The sequence below is a fragment of the Prosthecobacter sp. genome (assembly GCF_044227185.1).
In the GTDB taxonomy this organism is placed as follows: domain Bacteria; phylum Verrucomicrobiota; class Verrucomicrobiia; order Verrucomicrobiales; family Verrucomicrobiaceae; genus Prosthecobacter.
The window spans coordinates 353,915-371,791 of record NZ_JBGAFO010000004.1; the positions used below are offsets into that span (position 1 = coordinate 353,915).

Sequence of the window (17,877 nt, forward strand, 5' to 3'; positions counted from 1 at the left end):
CGCTGCTGGTCACCTGCAGATGCGGCGCAGCGCTGGCTTTGCTTCCCGGTTTGCTCACGGCAACCCAGGGGAGCCTCGCCAAGGCTCGGCACCCCTGGGCTATCATCCGCAGCCCCTTCAGGGCTGGAGCGAGATTGGAAGCGGTGCTGGAAAGGTAGATTCTTTGATTCGATGCGACGCGAAAGAAGGTCCAAACTGCACGATGCAGGCCCTTAACCGAGTGCCATCTATAAAGCGGATTTTGATTTTTTGTTTTGTCGCTGTGGCGAGTGCGCGTGGTGCTGAGGTAGCGTGCGCTGTGCCGGGATATGAGCGGCTACGGGCCGAAGGCGGGGAGTGGAAGGTGGAGGCGGGGAAGATTCTTTTTTCGGAGCTTTCGTGTGCGGCGTGTCATCATGAGGGGACGCCGAAGACACCGACGCTGATGTGGAAGGCGGGGCCGGATCTTTCTGCTGCGGGAGACAGGCTGCGGGCGGAGTGGGTGCGTGCTTTTTTGGCGGATCCAGCGAAGGTGAAGCCGGGGACGACGATGCCTGCGATGCTGGCCGGAATCGAGGAGAAGAAGAAGGCGGAGGTGATCGAGGATCTGACGCATCATCTCATGAATCTGCGCGCAAAGCGGAAGAGCACGGTGGAGCCGGTGGTGGGTGCGGCGAAGTCGGGACGCACGGTTTTTCTGAGCCTGGGCTGCGTGGCCTGCCATGGCAAGGAGCCGATGAAGGGGCTGGAGGGCAAGTATGCGCCGGGAGAATTGGCGAAGTTTCTTATGTCGCCGCTGGCGGCGCGGCCTGCGGGTCGTATGCCGGAGCAGCGGGTGGGAAAGAAGGATGCGGCGAATCTGGCGGCTTATCTGGCACCCGAGGTGGTGAAGGCGGAGGCTTTTGTGGTGGATGAGGAACGAGCGAAGCGGGGAGGGAAGAGCTTTGCGGCGCTGGGCTGTGTGGCTTGTCATGGGAAGGAGCCGGTGGCGAAGACGGTGCCGCTGGTGGCGATGAAGGGCGGATGTCTGGAGATAGGGCCAAAGATGGGGCTGCCGAGGTATGCGCTGAGTGATGAGCAGCGGGAGGTTTTGCTGATGACGCTGGCGGCGGGGGATGCGACGAAGCCGAAGGATGAGATCCGGCATGTGATGCTGCAGAGGAATTGCTTTGCGTGTCATCAGCGTGGCGGGATGGGCGGGCCGACGCCGGACATTGGGATTCATTTTACTTCGACGAAGGATGATCTGGGTGATCTGGGGAGGCTGCCGCCGCCGCTGGATGGAGTGGGGAGGAAGTTTATCGGGAGTGCGCTGGGGGCGATTCTGCGGGGGCGTGATCCGGTGCGGACTTACATGCGGGTGAAGATGCCGGGCTTTGGCGATGATCTGGCGAATGAGCTGGGGAAGCTGCTGAGCAAGGCGGATGCGGATGCGAGCGTGAAGCCGTATGTGAGGCCGAAGGATGCGGAGCATGCGGGGACGGCGGAGTGGGGGCGTGAGATGGTGGGGATCAAGGGGTATGCGTGCATCATCTGCCATGACATCAATGGACAGCCTTCGCTGGGGATCGGGGCGTATGATCTGGCGCAGATGCCGAAGCGGCTGAGGTCGGAGTGGATGCGCGACTTTTTGATGAATCCGGTAGGCTTTCCGACGGGATCGCGCATGCCGCCGTTCTGGCCGGGAGGGCAGCCGATGAATCCGACGCTGGGCGGTGGGACGACGGAGCGGCAGATCGACAGTCTGCTGCGCTATCTGGCGGAGGTGGATGAGAGTCTGCCGCCGGAGGGGCTGGCGAGCCGTGCGTCGCTGGTGCTGGAGCCTAAGGAGAGGCCGATGGTTTTCCGCACGTTTATCAAGGGCACGGGAACGCATGCGATTGCGGTGGGTTTTCCGGGCGGGATGAATGTGACGTTTGATGCGCTAGCGGTGAAGTGGTCGATGGCGTGGCGCGGAAAATTTATTGATGCGGATGGGACGTGGAATCAGCGCTACACGAAGATGGAGCAGCCGCTGGGAGAGGCGCTGGTGCATCTGGAAGACGTGGGTGTGATTGCGATTGCGGGTGAGGAGAAGGTGGTGGCGCAGTTTCGGGGATATCGGGTGACGGCGGAGGGGGTGCCGGTGTTTGAGTATGATCTGGGAGCGCTGCATGTAGAGGACCGAGTAGAGCCAAATGGCACGCAGGGACTGAAGCGGGTGATTCGAATCACGGGGCAGACAACAGAAGTGGTGCAGTTTGTGGTGAAGCCGGTGGCGCAGGTGAAGGTGTCGGTGCCGGGCGGGGTGACGCGGCTTGAGTTTAAAGAGGGAGTTTCGGAATTTGTGGAGGACATCTCATGGTGAAGTTTTCTGTTTGGATCGTTGCTTTGCTCTGCGCGGTGAATGGCACTGCGGAGGAGGCGTATCGGCGGATTGCGCTGCAACATCCGGAGGAGCTGACGCTGGAGGCGGGGGGAATTGCGCCGATGCCGGGCGGGAAACTCGCTGTAGCAACGAGGCGTGGGGATGTGTGGATCGCGGAGAATGCGTACTCGAAAGATGGCAGCGGGGTGGTGTGGAAGAAGTTTGCGAGTGCGCTGCATGAGCCGCTGGGGCTGGCGTTTCACGATGGGGACTTGTATGTGAGCCAGCGCAGCGAGGTGACAAGGCTGCGGGACACGAATGGTGATGGAGTGGCGGATGAGTATCGCTGCATCGCGAAGGGGTGGGGAGTTACCGGGGCGTACCATGAGTACACGTATGGGCCGAAGTTTGATCCGGCGGGGAACATGTGGATCACGCTGAACTGCACGATGGGAGATGTGGTGCTGCCGAACCGGGACTGGCGCGGCTACAGTCTGCGCATGACGCCGGATGGGAAGTGGCTGCCGGTTTCAGGCGGGATGCGTTCGCCGTGTGGCATTGGCATCAATCCAGAGGGTGATGTGTTTTACACGGATCAGCAGGGGCACTGGAATTCGGCGTGCGGGATTCATCATATTCAGCAAGGGCGGTTTCATGGGCATATCGCGGCGTTTGCTTCGGCGAAGCTGCCGGGGGCGCCGTTTGCGGAGCCGAAGGAGCTGGTGGAAAATGTGCCGGTGGCCGAGGCGGCGAAGCGGATGCCGATCTACAAACCTGCGGCGGTGTGGATGCCGTATCGGAAGATGGGGATGAGCACGACGGACATGGCGTATGATGGAACGGGCGGGAATTTTGGGCCGTTTGCGGGGCAGTTCTTTGTGGGGGAGCTGACGCAGGCGGCGATCAATCGTGTGTTTTTGGAGAAGGTGGGAGAGGAGTATCAGGGGGCATGCTTTCCTTTCATGGAGCGCTTTCAGTCGGGGGTGTTGCGGCTGGAGTTTGGGGAAGATGGGTCACTGTTTGTGGGAGAGACGAGCCGCGGATGGAGCTCGGTGGGGAGCAAGCCGTATGGCGTGGAGCGGGTGGTGTGGATTGGGAAGGGTCCGTTCTCGATGAGGACGATGGAGGCGAGGCCGAAGGGGTTTCGGTGTACGTTTACACAGCCGGTGACGAAGGAGGCAGTGATGGCGGCGAAGTGGCAGATGCGGAGCTACACTTATGAGTATCACGCTGACTACGGAGGACCGGATATGGATGTGAAGGAGCCTGAGGTGCGCGTTGTTGATGTGGCCGCAGATGGACTGAGCGTAGAGCTGGAGATCGAGCCGCTGCGCGCGGGCTATGTGCATGAGCTGACGGTGAAAGGGCTGCATTCCACAGAAGAGGCATTGCTCACGCCTGAAATTGCGCATTACACTTTGAACAACATTCCGAACCAACCATGAACCGACGACATTTCATCACTACTGCCGCCTCCACCTTTGTACTTGCCGCCCGTGGCGCTGAATCTGCGCGCAAGTGGCGGGTGGTGGTGCTGGGGAACAAGGGGAGCTATGGGCACAGTCTTGATACCATGTGGCTGAAGGTGCCGGGGACGGAGATCGTGGCGGCGGCGGATCCGGATGCGAAGAAGCTGGAGGCGACGCTGAAGGAGTTGAACATCACGCAGGGGTTTGCGGACTATCGTCAAATTGCGAAAGCGAAGCCGGATGTGGTGGCGATTGGTCCGGCGATGGGGCTGCACAGGGACATGGCGCTGGTGGCGGCGGCTTCGGGTGCGCGTGGGATTTATTTGGAGAAGCCGTTTTGCCGCACGCTGGCGGAGGCGGATGAGATCATCGCGGCGTGTGAGAAGCATGGGGTGAAGCTGGCGCTGGCGCATCGCAACCGATGGCACCCGACGCTGCCGGTGGTGAAGAGGCTGGTGCAGGAGGGGCTGATCGGAAGGTTGCTGGAGATTCGTGGGCGTGGGAAGGAAGACCGGAGAGGCGGGATGGAGGATCTGTGGACTCTCGGCTCGCACGTGCTGAACCTGGGGGTGTTTCTGGCGGGCAAGCCGGTGGCGTGCTCGGGGGCGATCATGCAAAACGGGAAGCCGGTGACACAGACTGAGGTGATCAAGACGAAGGCGGACTTTGGCCCGATGGCGGGGAACGAGGTGCATGCGCGGTTTGATCTGGAATCGGGCGTGCCGTTTTACTTTGATTCGATCCAGGAGGCGGGTGATCCGAAGGTGGGCTTTGGGCTGCAGCTCATTGGCACGAAGGGGATCATCGACATTCGCGTGGATCAGACGCCGCTGGCGCACCTGTGCGCGGGGAGTCCGTTTCAGCCGATGAAGGAGGCGCGGACGTGGGTGCCGATCAGTGCGGCGGGTGTGGGTGAACCGGAGCCGATCGCGGACATTGGCAAGCAGGTGATGAGCCATGCGACGGGTGCGCTGGATTTGATCGCGTGCATTGAAGACAAGGAGAGGCAGCCGCTGTGCAGCGGGGCGGATGGGCGGCTGACGGTGGAGATGATCACGGCAGTGATGGCTTCGCATGTGCGCGAGGGTGAGCGAGTGAGCTTTCCGCTGACGATTGTCGAGAATCCCTTTTCCACCTGGAAGTAAAGAAAGCTCACACGCGCATGAAATTGAACATTTTTCTCATCACTTTGCTCCTTATATCGCCCCTGGTGCTGGGCGCTGGTCGCGAACCGGAAACGACGCGAGACAACATCACGCTGCTGCAAAAGAAGAAGCTTATCAGCGAACCGGAGTACTGGATGGAGCATGCCGTGGAAGGCGGCAAGTGCGACGGGGCGAAGGTGGCGGGGCTGCTGGTGGAGCTGGTGAAAGTCCTGAAGCCTGTGGCGACCAAGGAGGAGGCGCTGGATGTGCTGGTGCAACGCGCGCTGATCAGTTCGCCGGATTATTGGAAGAAGAATGCGGTGGCAGGTGGCCAGTGCAACGGAGCGAATGTGGCAATCGTGCTGGATCGCATCGTGGGAAGGCTACCGATGGAGGCACCGAAGTCTGCGAGTGTGAAGCCGCTGGAGGCGATGGCGTTTGCGAAGCTGAAGGAGAGCTATGATGTGGTGATCGCAGGTGCGGGAACCGGTGGATGCGGAGCGGCGATGCAGGCGGCGCGCATGGGCTGCACGGTGCTGCTGCTGGAGGAGACAGACTGGATCGGCGGACAGATGAACGCGGCGGCGGTGACCTCGATGGATGAAGGCGGCACGCTGGTGAGGAAGCGCGGGCTTTATCGTGAATGGTGCGGGCTGGTGGCTTCGCATTATCAGCCACTGGGCATCAACTTTATGACGGCGTATTGGAACAGCCACACGTGCCTGGAGCCACGAGTCGGCCGCCATTTGCTGCATGTGCTGCTGGGTGATGCGCGTGGCAAGGGTGTGCTGGATCTGGTGGAGCGTGCGCGGGTGAGCAAGGTCATAAAAATGGGTGATACGGTGACGGGTGTGGAGGTGGTGGATTTGACTGAGAAGGATGGGAAGACGCGGGCGATTCAATGCCGGGTGCTGATCGATGCGACGGAGTGGGGCGATGTGATCCCGCTGACGGGGGCAAGGTATCGGGTGGGGAATTGCACGAGTGACGCGATCGATGTGAAGCGGCGGGTGCAGGACAACACGTGGACGGCGGTGGTGAAGCAGTATTCGAAGGGGGTGCCGGAGGAGCTGCGCATCGCTGAGGCGCCGCCGGGTTATACGGAGAAGGTGCATGCGGCGTTTGTGAAGACGCTGGTGGATGGTGAGAAGGTGGGCAGCCAGGACAAGCCGTGGACGTGGGCGACGTTTATCGGGTATCGCGGGATGCCGGACAGTTCGAGGCCGGGGGATTCGCCGCCGATCACGCGGACGCATCTGAACTATAACAACGACTATGTGGCGAGTGTGGCTGAGATTGAGGATCCGGTGCAGCGCAAGGCGACTGATCGTGCGATGCGGCTGAAGACGCTGCATCTGATTTACTTCATGCAGCATACGCTGGGGAAGACGGACTGGGCGGTGGCGAATGACGAAGGATATGATACGCCGTGCAATCGCGAGGCGATTGATGAGTGGCTGCAGGAGAGGCCGGAGCTGGGGCCGTATCGCGCGATTTTTTATCAGTTCTCGATCATTCCGTATGTGCGGGAGAGCCGGAGGATCATCGGGCTGCATACGATGACGGCGAGGGAGATCGAGCGGAAGAATGGGAAGCCGGTGCAGTTTCCGCACACGGTGGCGCTGGGGGATTATCCGGTGGACATGCATGGGTCGATGCAGAAGCAGTGGCTGGAGCTGGACCTGGATCGTGAGGCGGATATTCCGGACAAGTTTGGCGGGAAGGGGTCGGGGCCGTTTGCGATTCCGTTTGAGAGTTTTATTCCGGAGAAAGTGGATGGGTTTCTGCCGGCGGAGAAAAACATTTCTCAATCACGCATGGTGAATGGGGCTACGCGGTTGCAGCCGCATACGATGATGATGGGGCAGGCAGTGGGGGCCATCGCAGCGCTGTCGATTCAGAACAACGTCCAACCGCGGGCGCTGGATCCGGGGCTGGTGCAGCGGGTGCTGTTGGAGGCTGGAAGTGTTTTGAATATCGAACCAATGACGAAAACCAAATGAAGAGGTCTTGTTTTAACCCATTTGCGCTGGGGTTGATTTTGCTGCGCGCGGTTTCAGTGATGGCGGCTCCGCCGAATGATCCGGCGACTGCGCTGGTGCCGGATGATTTTGGGGTGACGACGAGGACGCCGCCGGTGATCAAGGTGGACCCGGGGCCGAAGTATTGGCCGCGCCTGCGGATGTGGCAGGGGATTCCGAGCATTGAACGTACAGCAAAGGGGCGGCTGTGGGCGACGTGGTATGCGGGGCCGCTGAGCGAGGGGAGCAGCGGAAATCATGCGCTGCTGGTGACGAGCGATGATGATGGGGTGACGTGGAGCAACCCAGTGGCGGTGTATGATCCGACGACGTTTTTTGAAGGGAGCACGGGGGACCCAAATGTGTGGATCGACCCGCAGGGGCGGCTGTGGTGGTTTGTGTTTCGGATTTTGAAGGTGAAACATCCCGAGGGCATCCGCTCGCTGTGGGGATTCTGCTGCGAAAATCCGGATGATGCGATGCCGAAGTGGAACGCGCCGGTGCTGGCGGGTTTTGGACTGGGGCTGAACAAGCCGACGGTGCTCTCGAATGGTGACTGGCTGAGGCCGATTGATAATAATCAGGAAACGAAGCAGGGGACGAGGACGCAGTTTTATGTGTCGAAAGATCAGGGGAAGAGCTATTCGTTTCTCTCGAAGTTCAGCATTAAGGATGTGTCGTTTGCGGAGCACATGGCGGTGGAGAGGAAGGATGGGAGCCTGCTCATGATGGCGCGGACGACGTATGGGATCGCGCAGGCGGAGTCGTTTGACCATGGGGCGACGTGGGTGAACGAGGGGCCTTTTACCAAGGAGCGGGGGCTGAACACGCGCTTCTTTTTGCGCAAGCTGAACTCCGGCGCGCTGCTGCTGGTGGTGAATGATGTGCCGCGAGGACGTGACCGGCTGACGGCGATGCTTTCCGAGGACGATGGCAAGACGTGGCCGCACAAGCTGATGCTGGATGAACGGCAGCGGGTGAGCTATCCGGACGGGACGGAGGGCGCGAACGGATTTATCTATGTGACGTATGACCGCGGGCGGTATGAGAAGGACGAGCAGGAGATCTTGTTTGCGAAGTTCAGCGAAGCGGACATCAAGGCGGGGAAGATTGTGACGGAGGGGAGCAAGCTGAAGCAGATGATCAACCGGCTGGCCGATAGTGAAGGTGGAGTGCACAAGAGCCGTGAGCCGCAACTGATGGAGGAGGCATTTGAGAAGAGCAAAGGAACGCTGAAGAAGTGATTTGAACTGACGTTGATAGCAGCACCCCCAAGCCCATGAAAACATTCGCCGTCTTTGTTTTGCTCCTCTCCTGCGCCGTCTCGGTGCGTGCCAATGTGAAGCTCCCCGCGCTTTTCTCCGACCACATGGTGGTGCAGGCGGAGACGGAGGTGCCGGTGTGGGGATGGGCGAAGGCGGGGGAGGAGATCACGGTGACGCTGGCGACGGAAACGAAGAGCGCCAAGGCGGGTGCGGATGGGAAGTGGAAGGTGATGCTGGGTGCGATGAAGGCCACTGAGCAGCCGCAGACGCTGACGGTGAAGGGCGCGAACACGGTGACGGTGAAGGACGTGCTGATTGGAAAGGTGTGGCTGGGAGGCGGGCAGTCGAACATGGCGTTTCAGGTGGGGGCACCGAATGTGGCGCCGGAGACTCTGGCAGAAGCGAAGGCGCAGACGCTGACGGTGAAGCCTGCGATCCGATTTTTTGTGGTGAGCAGCCGTGGGGCGGATGAGCCGCAGGAGGATGTGGGGGGAAACTGGGCCATTGCCTCGCCAGAGACCATTGGAAAATGCTCGGCGGTGGCGTGGTATTTTGGGCTGGCGCTGCAGCAGAAGCTGCATGTGCCGGTGGGGCTGATTGTCTCGTCCGTGGGCGGCACGGGAGCGGAGATGTGGCTTCCGAAGAAGGAGCTGGATGAGACCTCGGTGGGGGCGGCCATTTGGAAGCGGCATGAGGAGGCGCTGAAGGGCTACTCGAAGGAGGCGGAGGCGAAGTACAAGGAAGAGGAGGCGGCGTGGCGGAAGGCGAATCCGACGCAGGAGCTCATGGTGAAAAATGCGAAGCTGAGGCCGCGGCCTTTTTACACGCCGGATGGGAGCAAGGTGCCGACGCGGCTTTACAATGGGAAGATCGCGGGGCTGGAGCCTTATGCGGTGAAAGGTGTCATCTGGTTTCAGGGGGACGGGAATGGCAAGCACCCGGAGGAATATCCGGAGCTGATTCAAACGCTGATCCGCACGTGGCGTGCGCACTGGCATGCGGAGCTGCCGTTTTACTATGTGGAGGTGAACAACATGCACCCACTGCAGACGAAGCCGGATGAGGACAAGCCTTTGCCCTGGGTCCGTGAAGTACAGAATGCGGCGCTGAAGCTGCCAAAGACGGGTGTGGTGAGCGCGATTGATCTGGGGATCGCGGAGAATGCGCATTTTCCGGTGAAGAAGCCGGTGGGTGATCGGCTAGCGAATCTGGCGCTAGCGGAGGTGTATGGGCTTGAAATGGGGGAGGTGCACAGTCCGGAGTTTGCATCGCATGCAGTCGAGGGGGACAAGGTCCGTGTGCGTTTGAAGCACGCGGAGGGGCTGAGAGCGCGTGGGGGAGATGTGCGGGGCTTTGTGCTGAAGAATGCCGAGGGAAAGTGGGTGTGGGCGGAAGGGAAGATCGAGGGGAATCAGGTGGTGGTGTGGAGCAAGGAGGCGCCGAATCCGCAGGAGCTGCGGTATGCGTGGGCGGAGAATCCGATTCTTTCGCTGGAGAACGGGGCGGGGCTGCCGCTGAGGCCGTTTCGGGTGGTGGTGAAGAGGGAGTGAGGGGGGATGGCGTGCGTTGAGCGGCAGGTGTGTGGCGGAGCGAACTGAGGACGCTGCTGGTGAACCCTGAGTGTGGAGGAGAGCTGGGTATCTTCCCGGATTGCTTGTCGATTACCCAGGGCGGCGCTCGCCTAGGCTCGCTTGCCCTGGGCTGTACTATGTCGCCTTTTCAGGGCTGAACGAATTGCGAGTGCCGCGCATGTCAAAGATGCTCATGCGGGGTTCAAGGTCGTGCATTCGTTGGTGGTTGCAAAGCGTACGAAATCCGAGCTTAACTGAGTGCGATTAACAACTGATGATTTTGTTTATGACACGGAGTTTTGTTTTGAGCTTTGCCTTGATGGCTTCTCTGCATGCGGCGGAGCCGGTGACGAATTCGATTGGGATGAGGCTGGTGAGGATTGAGCCGGGGGCTTTTGTGATGGGGCAGGACGGGCCGGCGGCGGATTACAAGATGGTGAAGCATCCGGAGAAGTTTGATGATGCGGACTGGGATGAGAAGCCGGCGCATCGGGTAAAGATCACGCAGAGGTTTCACATGGGGATGACGGAGGTGACGGTGGGGCAGTATCGGCAGTATGATGCGGATTTTCGGCTGAAGGAGGCGGAGGATGAGGCGGTGAATGCGGTGACGTGGGAGCAGGCGGTGAAGTTCTGCGAATGGCTGACGAAGAAGGAGGGCAAGACGTACCGGCTGCCGACCGAGGCGGAGTGGGAGTATGCGTGCCGGGCGGGGACGACGACGCTGTTTCATACGGGTGATGCGCTGCCGGATGGGTTTCAACCGTGGTGGAGTGACAAGGGATACGGAGAACGGTATTTCGGGACGGGTGAGTGGCCGCAGCCGTATCGGCGAGATGCCAAGGCGGGGCTGCGGGTGGGGCAGACGGTGGCCAATGCGTGGGGACTGCATGACATGCACGGGAATGTTTCCGAGTGGTGCCTGGACTGGTATGGGCCGTATGAGGCGGGGGAGCAGAGCGATGCGATGGGGAGGAGCGCGGGGGATTTTCGGGTGATTCGCGGGGGGCATCACTCGAGCTTTGCGCGGCTGCTGCGGTCGGCTAATCGTGAGGCATGGCTGCCGCAGACGCAGAGCAACAGGGTGGGATTTCGGGTGGTGATGGGAGAGATGTCATCTGGAAAGACGCTGCCTCCCGCACCGCCGCCCCTGAATGCGCAGAATGTCAGGCAGGAGGTGCTCAGGTACGACATGCCGGGTCCAAATGAGCCGCCGTTCTTTGTCGCACCGAAGCCATTTGTGAAGATTGCGCCAGATTCCTATGGGCCGCTGTTTTCCACGCATAATCACAGCCCGGGAATCACGGAATGCCCGAACGGGGATCTGCTGGCGGTGTGGTATTCGTGCGTGGATGAGGGCGGGAACGAGCTGTGCAATGTGGCGAGCCGTTTGCGACGCGGGAGCAGCGAGTGGGAGGAGGCATCACCGTTTTGGGATGGGGCGGACGTGAATGACCATGGGCCGAAGATCTGGTGGGATGGCAAGGACACGCTGTATCACCTGGTGCGTGGGCGGGATGAGAATGTGGTGCGCACTTCGAAGGACAATGGTGTGACGTGGTCGGTGCCGGTCCTGGCGCAGCCGGTGGGGGAGTTTGGGAATCAGACGATCCGGCTGGCGGACGGGACGCTGGTGATCACGAATGATGCGCGGCAGTGCAGCCTGGTCTTCAGCCACGACGATGGGAAGACGTGGGAGTTTAATGATGTGAAGCAGCGGGCGAGTGATTTTCGGCCGGGTGGCAAGGGCTTTCGCTATCCGGGGATTCATGCGCCGATCGTGCAGCTTGGTGATGGACGGATCATGGCTGTGAGTCGCAATGACAAGGCGGAGGATCAGGCGAAGTTTGGGTTCAAGACACCGTTCAGCTACAGCAGCGACCTGGGGAAGACGTGGAGCTATGAGGCGAGCGAATTTCCGGCGATCAGCAGTGTGCAGCGGGCGGTGATGATCCGGCTGAGCGAGGGTGGCATTTTGCTGTGCAGTTTTACGGATCAGTGGAGCGACTGGAAGAACCGGAAGGGGATGAGGTTTAAGTCGAAGAAGGGCGAGTTTAGCGGATATGGGATGTTTGCAGCGGTGTCGTTTGATGAGGGGAGGACGTGGCCGGTGCGGAGGCTGATCACGCCTGGAGGGAAGGAGCGGAGCATCAATGGGATTGACCGGGTGATGTTCGCACTTAGTGACACGATGGCGGAGCCGTGCGGCTATCTTTCCGCGATCCAGAGCCGGGACGGGAATGTGCAGCTCATCACAAGCAGGAACCATTATGTTTTTAATCTGGCGTGGCTGAAGGAGCTGCCGGAGGGGCCGTGAACTGCGCAGCTTCGACTGGCAATTTGGGGAGGACATTTCACTATGAAGGCGCAAACGACATGAGACATGCCAACCTCGCCCCACTGCTGAAGCAGACTTTTGGTTATGACACGTTCCGCCCGCTGCAGCGGGAGATCATGGAGGCGGCGCTGGCGGGGCGGGATGTGGTGGCGATTTTGCCGACGGGCGCGGGGAAGTCTCTGTGCTTTCAGCTTCCGGCGCTGGCGCGTGAGGGGCTGACGCTGGTGATTTCGCCGCTGATCGCACTGATGAAGGACCAGGTGGATGCGCTGGTGGCGAGCGGGGTGGCGGCGACGTTTATCAATTCATCCATTCAAGGGAGCGAGGCGCACCGAAGGCGGTCGGGATTGGAAGAGGGGCACTACCAGCTGCTGTATGCGGCGCCGGAGCGGGTAATGATGCCGGATTTTGTAAGCGATCTGCAAAGGTGGAATGTCACTGCGATCGCGGTGGATGAGGCGCACTGCATCAGCCAATGGGGGCATGATTTCCGGCCGGAGTACCGCGCGCTGGGTCAACTGCGTGATGCGCTGCCCGGAGTACCGTTTCTGGCGCTGACGGCCACGGCGACGGAGCAGGTGCGCGAAGACATTATCCGCCAGCTTCATCTGCATGAGCCGGAGGTGTTTCTGGCGAGCTTCAACCGGCCAAACCTGAGCTACACGGTGCTGCCGAAGGCGAAGGCGACGAGCCAGGTGTATGATTTTGTGAGGCAGCGGCCGAGCGAGGCGGGCATTGTGTATGTGCAGTCGCGCAGGAGCGCGGAGAGCCTGGCGGCGGCGCTGACCGCGGAGGGGGTGAAGGCGGTGGCGTATCACGCAGGGCTGCAGCCGGAGGAGCGTGCGGCGAACCAGGAGGCCTTCATCCGGGATGAGGCGAATGTGGTGTGCGCGACGATCGCCTTTGGCATGGGGATCAACAAACCGGATGTGCGCTATGTGATCCATGCGGATCTGCCGAAGAACATCGAGGGCTACTACCAGGAGACGGGGCGGGCGGGGCGCGACAGCCTGCCGAGCGAGTGCGTGCTGCTGTATTCGCGCGGTGACCTGGTGAGGAACCTGAAGTTTCTCGACGAGATGACGGACGCGCAGGCGGCGGAGATCGCGGCGCGGCAGATGCGCATGATGGCGGATTTTGCGGAGGGCACGGAATGCCGCCGTGTGGCGCTGCTGGATTACTTTGGCGAACAGTGGCCGGGGGACAACTGCGGCGGGTGCGACATCTGCCTGCAGCCACGCGAGCAGTGGGACGCGACGACGCATGCGCAGAAACTGCTGAGCTGCATCTTCCGCATCCGGCAGAAGAGCGGATTTAGCACGGGGCTGAATCATGTGGTGGAAGTGCTGGCGGGGGCAAACACGGAGAAGATCCGCAAGTGGTACCATGACCAGCTCAGCACGTATGGCATCGGCAAGGATGTGCCGCGCGAGGAATGGGCGGTGCTGGGGCGGCAGCTCATCCGGGAAGGCTACATCGATGCGACAGCGGATTCGTTTCAGACGCTGAGTCTTTCCAAGAAGGGGCTGGCGACGCTGATGAACCGCACGCCCGTGATGCTGACGCGAGTACCGATAGCCGTGAAGGCGGGCACGAGCACCGGGAAGGTGGCGAAGGCGGGGAGCATCGCGTGTGATGAGGGGCTGTTTGCTGAGCTGCGTGCGCTGCGCAAGCGGCTGGCCGATGAGAAGGGAGTGCCGCCGTATGTGGTGTTTGGCGATGCGAGCCTGCGCCACATGTGCCGTGAGTATCCGCACACGGAGCGGGGTTTTCTGGCGATTCCGGGCGTGGGCAGCCAGAAGCTGGCGGACTATGGCGCGGCCTTCATGGGTGTGATCTCGCAGTGGCTGGAGGGGCATGAAATGCTGAAATTTGCCGCTGAGGCCGCGCCGCCACCGCCGCCGAAGATGAAGAGCGAGGATGGACTGACAGGCACGGTGCTGGAGACGCTGCGGCTGCAACGGCAGGGGCACAGCGCGGAGAAGATCGCCGCACTGCGCGGGCTGGTGGTGAGCACGATTCACAGCCACATCGCGCAAGGGATTCAGCGGGGCGAGGTGAAGGCGGATCCGCGTGACTACTACAGCGCCGAGGAAGAAGCGGAGCTGCGGGCGGCAGCGGCAGAGCATGGGATGGAGAGTCTGGGCAAGCTGAGGGAGGCGCTGGGCAACCGTTATGAATATCCGGTGCTGCATTATTTCCGGGCGTTTGAAACACGGAAATAATCGGATGAGAGCTTTCGATTCTATGAGCATGAACCGCTGCTGTTTTCTTTTTCTCATCCTGAGTCTGGCGTGCCCGGTCTTCGCGCAGGAGGTGCTGCCAAAAACGGCGGAGGTTTTTGAGGTCGATGGGCACAAGGCTTTTCTGTATGCAGCTCCAAAGCCGGCGGAGGGGAAGCCGTGGCTGTGGTATGCGCCGACTTTGAAGGGCATCGGGCTGTTTGGCCGGAAAACGTACACGGATGCGTTTTTGAAGGCGGGCATCGCCATCGCGGGATATGACCTGGGCGAGGTGCGCGGGGCGCCGGGGAGCACGGCGAAGTTCACACTTTTTTATGATGAGATGGTGAAGCGCGGATACTCGCCGAAGCCGATTCTGCTGGGGCAAAGCCGCGGTGGAATGATGACGCTGGCGTGGGCGTTTCGGAATCCGGAGAAGGTGCGCGCGTGGGTGGGGATCTACCCGGTGTGCAATCTGGCGAGCTGGCCGCTGAAGAACTCCAAGGCGCAGACGCTGGCGGATTTTGGGATGACGGAAGAGGAGCTGAACGCGAAGCTGAAGGAGTTTAATCCGATCGACAATTTAAAGGGGTTGCTGGCAAACAAGGTGCCGATGTTTGTGGTGCATGGGGACTCGGATGTGGTGGTGCCGTATGAACTGAACACGGGGCTGCTGAAGGAGCGGTATGCGGCGGGTGGCGGGAAGATCGAAGTGAAGGTGATTCCTGGTGAGGGGCACAAGGTGGGGCCTTCGTTTTTTGAGTGCCGGGAGCTGGTGGACTTTGTGTTGAAGCATGGGGCGAAGTGAGTGGCTTGTGACTCAGGGGGGCAGCGCCAGAGCCGGCTACAAGCCGGCGCTCCCAGTACGGACCAGGACGCGGTGCTCAGGCTGCGTCCTGCTCGCTGAAGATGAGCTTGTTGCAGAAGGGGTCGGTGAGGGTCATGCAGATGCCGCCCCAGAAGGCGTCTTCGATGCCGGGACGGTTGTAGTTGTATTTTTTGGCGAGGAGGTCGGCGTTCCAGGCGCGCAGGTTTTTGCAGCGGATGAAGACGTGAGTGCCGGGGGTGCCATCGCCGTGATGCTCGGAGAGGTGGAGGGACAGGCCGTGAAGGGTGACTCCCATGTAGAGCGGGGCGGTGGGCTCGAAGCGATGCTCGAAATCGACGGTGCAGCCGAGCCAGCCGCAGTAGAACTCGCGGGCTTTGGCTTCGTCGAAGATGCGCAGGACGGGGATGGTTTGCAGGATTTCGATCATGCGCGGAGCTAACGTGGGGCGGATCAAAATCAAAGGTGAAAAAGGCTGGCGGAAGAAGCTGGGGCGGGGCAGTTTTGCTTTCTGCCATGCGACGCTCCTTTCTTTTCACCGCTGTTATTCTGCTTTCATTGTTTGCTGCCAAGGTGCAGGCACAGCAGATTATTTTGCTGAAGCTGGATGATGTGATCGCGCGGCGGGTGGGGACGAAGCCGGTGTCTGACCGATGGCTGAAGGTGCATGACTACCTGAAGGAGAACGGCATCAAGGGATCGTTTGGGATCATCACGGAGTCGCTGGAGAAGGACAATGCGGTGTATTTTCAGTGGCTGAAGGAAGTGCAGGCGGCGGGGATGATCGAGTTCTGGATGCATGGCTATCACATGAAGACGGCCAGTGAGCCGGGGGAGTTTGAGCATGGGACGGCGGAGGAGCAGCGGGCGATTTTGGCGAAGGGAGAAAAGCTGGCGAAGGAGAAGCTGGGCTTCACGCTGCCGGCCTTTGGCCCGCACTGGAGCGGGACGACTGAGGCCACGGATGAAGCGATGGAACTGGTGCCGGAGGTGACGATCTGGCTGTATGGGCCGGAGAAGCCAAAGTACTACAAGCGGCTGAGCATTCCGCGGGTGATGGCGCTGGAGAATCCGACGTTTGTGCCGGACCTGGAGAAATTTAAAACCTTCTATGAAGCGAAGGCGGCGAAGCGGGAGGTGCTGGTGCTGCAGGGGCATCCGGACCAGTGGGATGACAAGCGCTGGGCAGGATTCACCGGGATCATTGAGTTTCTGAAATCGAAGAACGTTGTGTTCATGACGCCTTCGGAGTATCTGAAGAAAACCCAGTCGAAATGATCATGAAATTTTGTCTTCTGTTTGCTGCCCTGGCTTTGGCTGTGACTTCTGCGCGCGCGGCGAATCCGCCGGAGCCGACGCAGGCGGATGTGCCGTATGGGGTGCATCCGCATCAACTGATCGACATTCATGTGCCGCCGAAGGGAGAGGGCCCCTTCCCTGCCCTGCTGTGGTTTGGGGGGATCTGGAAGGCGTCCAAGCATGCGGTGGATGTGAACCGCTTTTTTCCGCATGGGATTGCGGTGATCGCGGTGGAGGTGCGGACGATGGAGGATGCGACGAGGGACAAGGCGGCGGAGCCGATCTCCTATGTGCTGGAGGATGCGATGAGCGCGGTGAAGTTTGTGGTGGAGAATGCGGAGAAGTGGAAGCTGGATCCGAAGCGCATCGCGCTGGGTGGTGGATCGCAGGGGGCGCTGCCGGCGCTGTATGTGGGGTGCAAAGCGCCGGAGCTGGTGACGTGCATCGCGGCGTATCGCTGCCAGCCAACGATTGATCCGAAGCGGATGCAGGAGTGGGTGCCGGGGGTGCAGTGGGGAGCGCCGGCGCTGGGGTGCAGCTTTGAAGAGTCGCTGAAGCGGCGGGATGAACTGCTGCCGGTGATCAAGAAGTGGTCGCCGGACTGGCTGCTGCACAAGAACGCGACACCGATGTATTTTGAGAACGAGTGGGGGATGACGAAGCCGGATGACATCGTGGAGACGAAGGTGGACAGCAGTGGGAAGAAGACGAAGGTGCGCACGCCGCTGACGCAGAACAATTATGACGTGCATTCGCCGGCGTGGGCGGTGGGATTTCAGAAGCTGGCGCTTGCAGCCGGAGCCACCTGCTACGTGAAGTATCCGGGTCATCCCACCGAAGGGTATGACGACATCTGGAATTTCATTGTGAAACAACTGACCGCCAAAACATCCAAGCCATGAAAACACTGATTACCTCCCTGCTCTGCCTTGTCGCTTTTGTCTCCTTTGCCGAGGAGGCGCCGCTGGCTGCGGTGCAGGCGGCGGATGATGCGCGGGTGGCGGCGATGAAGTCCCCGGATCGTGACAAGCTGGGCGCGATTTTTTCGGATGAGCTGCGCTATGCGCACTCATCGGGTGTGGTGGACACGAAAAGCTCGTTCATCGAGGTGCTGGTGAAGGGCACGACGAAGTACCAGGAGATCGATTATGTGGAGAGGAAGTTTACGTTTCCAGCTCCGGGGATCGCGCTGATGACGGGAAGCGCGAACTTTAAAATTGGGACGCAGGCGGGGATGATCGAGCCGACGCTGGCATTTTTGGCGGTGTGGCGGCTTGAGGGAGGGACATGGAAGTTTCTGGCGTGGCAGTCGTGCAAGCTGGGGGCTCCGGGGGCTGCGGCGAAGTAGGGTGCCGTGGCGGTAGTGAGCGCTGGCACTGCGTGTGCGGCGGAGCG

General features: G+C 60.7%; 13 protein-coding genes. 12 read left to right on the forward strand and 1 reads right to left on the reverse strand.

Annotated elements, in window-relative coordinates:
- The first annotated feature begins 241 nt into the window (after positions 1 to 241).
- The 9 genes from ACILSQ_RS12040 to ACILSQ_RS12080 all read left to right on the forward strand — a co-directional run bounded on the left by ACILSQ_RS12040 (position 242) and on the right by ACILSQ_RS12080 (position 15,165).
- Positions 242 to 2,326, forward strand: coding sequence for a c-type cytochrome (locus tag ACILSQ_RS12040; RefSeq protein WP_395743877.1), 2,085 nt, complete (start codon positions 242 to 244; stop codon positions 2,324 to 2,326).
- Positions 2,320 to 3,771 carry a hypothetical protein gene (locus ACILSQ_RS12045; RefSeq protein WP_395743878.1) on the forward strand — a complete coding sequence of 484 codons (1,452 nt, stop codon included), beginning with the start codon at positions 2,320 to 2,322 and terminating at the stop codon, positions 3,769 to 3,771. The genes ACILSQ_RS12040 and ACILSQ_RS12045 overlap by 7 nt, the downstream gene beginning before the upstream one ends.
- Complete coding sequence (locus ACILSQ_RS12050; protein ID WP_395743879.1) at positions 3,768 to 4,940, forward strand: Gfo/Idh/MocA family protein; 1,173 nt, start codon at positions 3,768 to 3,770, stop codon at positions 4,938 to 4,940. Before ACILSQ_RS12045 ends, ACILSQ_RS12050 begins: the two co-directional genes overlap by 4 nt.
- A 17-nt stretch (positions 4,941 to 4,957) precedes the next feature.
- Positions 4,958 to 6,943 (forward strand): FAD-dependent oxidoreductase, encoded by a 1,986-nt coding sequence (locus ACILSQ_RS12055; RefSeq protein ID WP_395743880.1) that lies wholly within the window; start codon positions 4,958 to 4,960, stop codon positions 6,941 to 6,943.
- A 32-nt stretch (positions 6,944 to 6,975) separates the two neighbouring features.
- Entirely contained in the window at positions 6,976 to 8,205 is a 1,230-nt protein-coding gene (locus ACILSQ_RS12060) for a sialidase family protein (protein ID WP_395743881.1), read from the forward strand.
- A 35-nt stretch (positions 8,206 to 8,240) separates the two neighbouring features.
- Entirely contained in the window at positions 8,241 to 9,776 is a 1,536-nt protein-coding gene (locus ACILSQ_RS12065) for a sialate O-acetylesterase (protein WP_395743882.1), read from the forward strand.
- Positions 9,777 to 10,083: 307 nt separating this feature from the next.
- Positions 10,084 to 12,114 carry an SUMF1/EgtB/PvdO family nonheme iron enzyme gene (locus ACILSQ_RS12070; protein ID WP_395743883.1) on the forward strand — a complete coding sequence of 677 codons (2,031 nt, stop codon included), beginning with the start codon at positions 10,084 to 10,086 and terminating at the stop codon, positions 12,112 to 12,114.
- Positions 12,115 to 12,173: 59 nt separating this feature from the next.
- Positions 12,174 to 14,360 carry a DNA helicase RecQ gene (recQ, locus tag ACILSQ_RS12075; protein ID WP_395743884.1) on the forward strand — a complete coding sequence of 729 codons (2,187 nt, stop codon included), beginning with the start codon at positions 12,174 to 12,176 and terminating at the stop codon, positions 14,358 to 14,360.
- A gap of 28 nt (positions 14,361 to 14,388) precedes the next feature.
- Positions 14,389 to 15,165 (forward strand): alpha/beta hydrolase family protein, encoded by a 777-nt coding sequence (locus tag ACILSQ_RS12080; RefSeq protein WP_395743885.1) that lies wholly within the window; start codon positions 14,389 to 14,391, stop codon positions 15,163 to 15,165.
- A gap of 76 nt (positions 15,166 to 15,241) precedes the next feature.
- Here ACILSQ_RS12080 and ACILSQ_RS12085 read toward each other — a convergent pair whose 3' ends face one another.
- Positions 15,242 to 15,613 (reverse strand): glyoxalase superfamily protein, encoded by a 372-nt coding sequence (locus ACILSQ_RS12085; RefSeq protein WP_395743886.1) that lies wholly within the window; start codon positions 15,611 to 15,613, stop codon positions 15,242 to 15,244.
- A gap of 86 nt (positions 15,614 to 15,699) precedes the next feature.
- Here ACILSQ_RS12085 and ACILSQ_RS12090 point away from each other — a divergent pair, with 86 nt between their 5' ends.
- The 3 genes from ACILSQ_RS12090 to ACILSQ_RS12100 are packed head-to-tail and all read left to right on the forward strand — an operon-like array spanning position 15,700 to position 17,830.
- Positions 15,700 to 16,461, forward strand: coding sequence for a DUF2334 domain-containing protein (locus ACILSQ_RS12090; RefSeq protein ID WP_395743887.1), 762 nt, complete (start codon positions 15,700 to 15,702; stop codon positions 16,459 to 16,461).
- Between the two features lie 2 nt (positions 16,462 to 16,463).
- Complete coding sequence (locus ACILSQ_RS12095) at positions 16,464 to 17,384, forward strand: alpha/beta hydrolase (protein WP_395743888.1); 921 nt, start codon at positions 16,464 to 16,466, stop codon at positions 17,382 to 17,384.
- Positions 17,381 to 17,830 (forward strand): nuclear transport factor 2 family protein, encoded by a 450-nt coding sequence (locus tag ACILSQ_RS12100; protein ID WP_395743889.1) that lies wholly within the window; start codon positions 17,381 to 17,383, stop codon positions 17,828 to 17,830. The genes ACILSQ_RS12095 and ACILSQ_RS12100 overlap by 4 nt, the downstream gene beginning before the upstream one ends.
- Positions 17,831 to 17,877: the final 47 nt, after the last annotated feature.

Coding starts and splice junctions, on each gene's coding strand:
- ACILSQ_RS12085 (WP_395743886.1), bottom strand. CDS start 15,613: ATGATCGAAATCCTGCAAACCATCCCCGTCCTGCGCATCTTCGACGAA.
- ACILSQ_RS12050 (WP_395743879.1), top strand. CDS start 3,768: ATGAACCGACGACATTTCATCACTACTGCCGCCTCCACCTTTGTACTT.
- recQ (WP_395743884.1), top strand. CDS start 12,174: ATGAGACATGCCAACCTCGCCCCACTGCTGAAGCAGACTTTTGGTTAT.
- ACILSQ_RS12045 (WP_395743878.1), top strand. CDS start 2,320: ATGGTGAAGTTTTCTGTTTGGATCGTTGCTTTGCTCTGCGCGGTGAAT.
- ACILSQ_RS12080 (WP_395743885.1), top strand. CDS start 14,389: ATGAACCGCTGCTGTTTTCTTTTTCTCATCCTGAGTCTGGCGTGCCCG.
- ACILSQ_RS12090 (WP_395743887.1), top strand. CDS start 15,700: ATGCGACGCTCCTTTCTTTTCACCGCTGTTATTCTGCTTTCATTGTTT.
- ACILSQ_RS12095 (WP_395743888.1), top strand. CDS start 16,464: ATGAAATTTTGTCTTCTGTTTGCTGCCCTGGCTTTGGCTGTGACTTCT.
- ACILSQ_RS12065 (WP_395743882.1), top strand. CDS start 8,241: ATGAAAACATTCGCCGTCTTTGTTTTGCTCCTCTCCTGCGCCGTCTCG.
- ACILSQ_RS12100 (WP_395743889.1), top strand. CDS start 17,381: ATGAAAACACTGATTACCTCCCTGCTCTGCCTTGTCGCTTTTGTCTCC.
- ACILSQ_RS12055 (WP_395743880.1), top strand. CDS start 4,958: ATGAAATTGAACATTTTTCTCATCACTTTGCTCCTTATATCGCCCCTG.
- ACILSQ_RS12070 (WP_395743883.1), top strand. CDS start 10,084: ATGACACGGAGTTTTGTTTTGAGCTTTGCCTTGATGGCTTCTCTGCAT.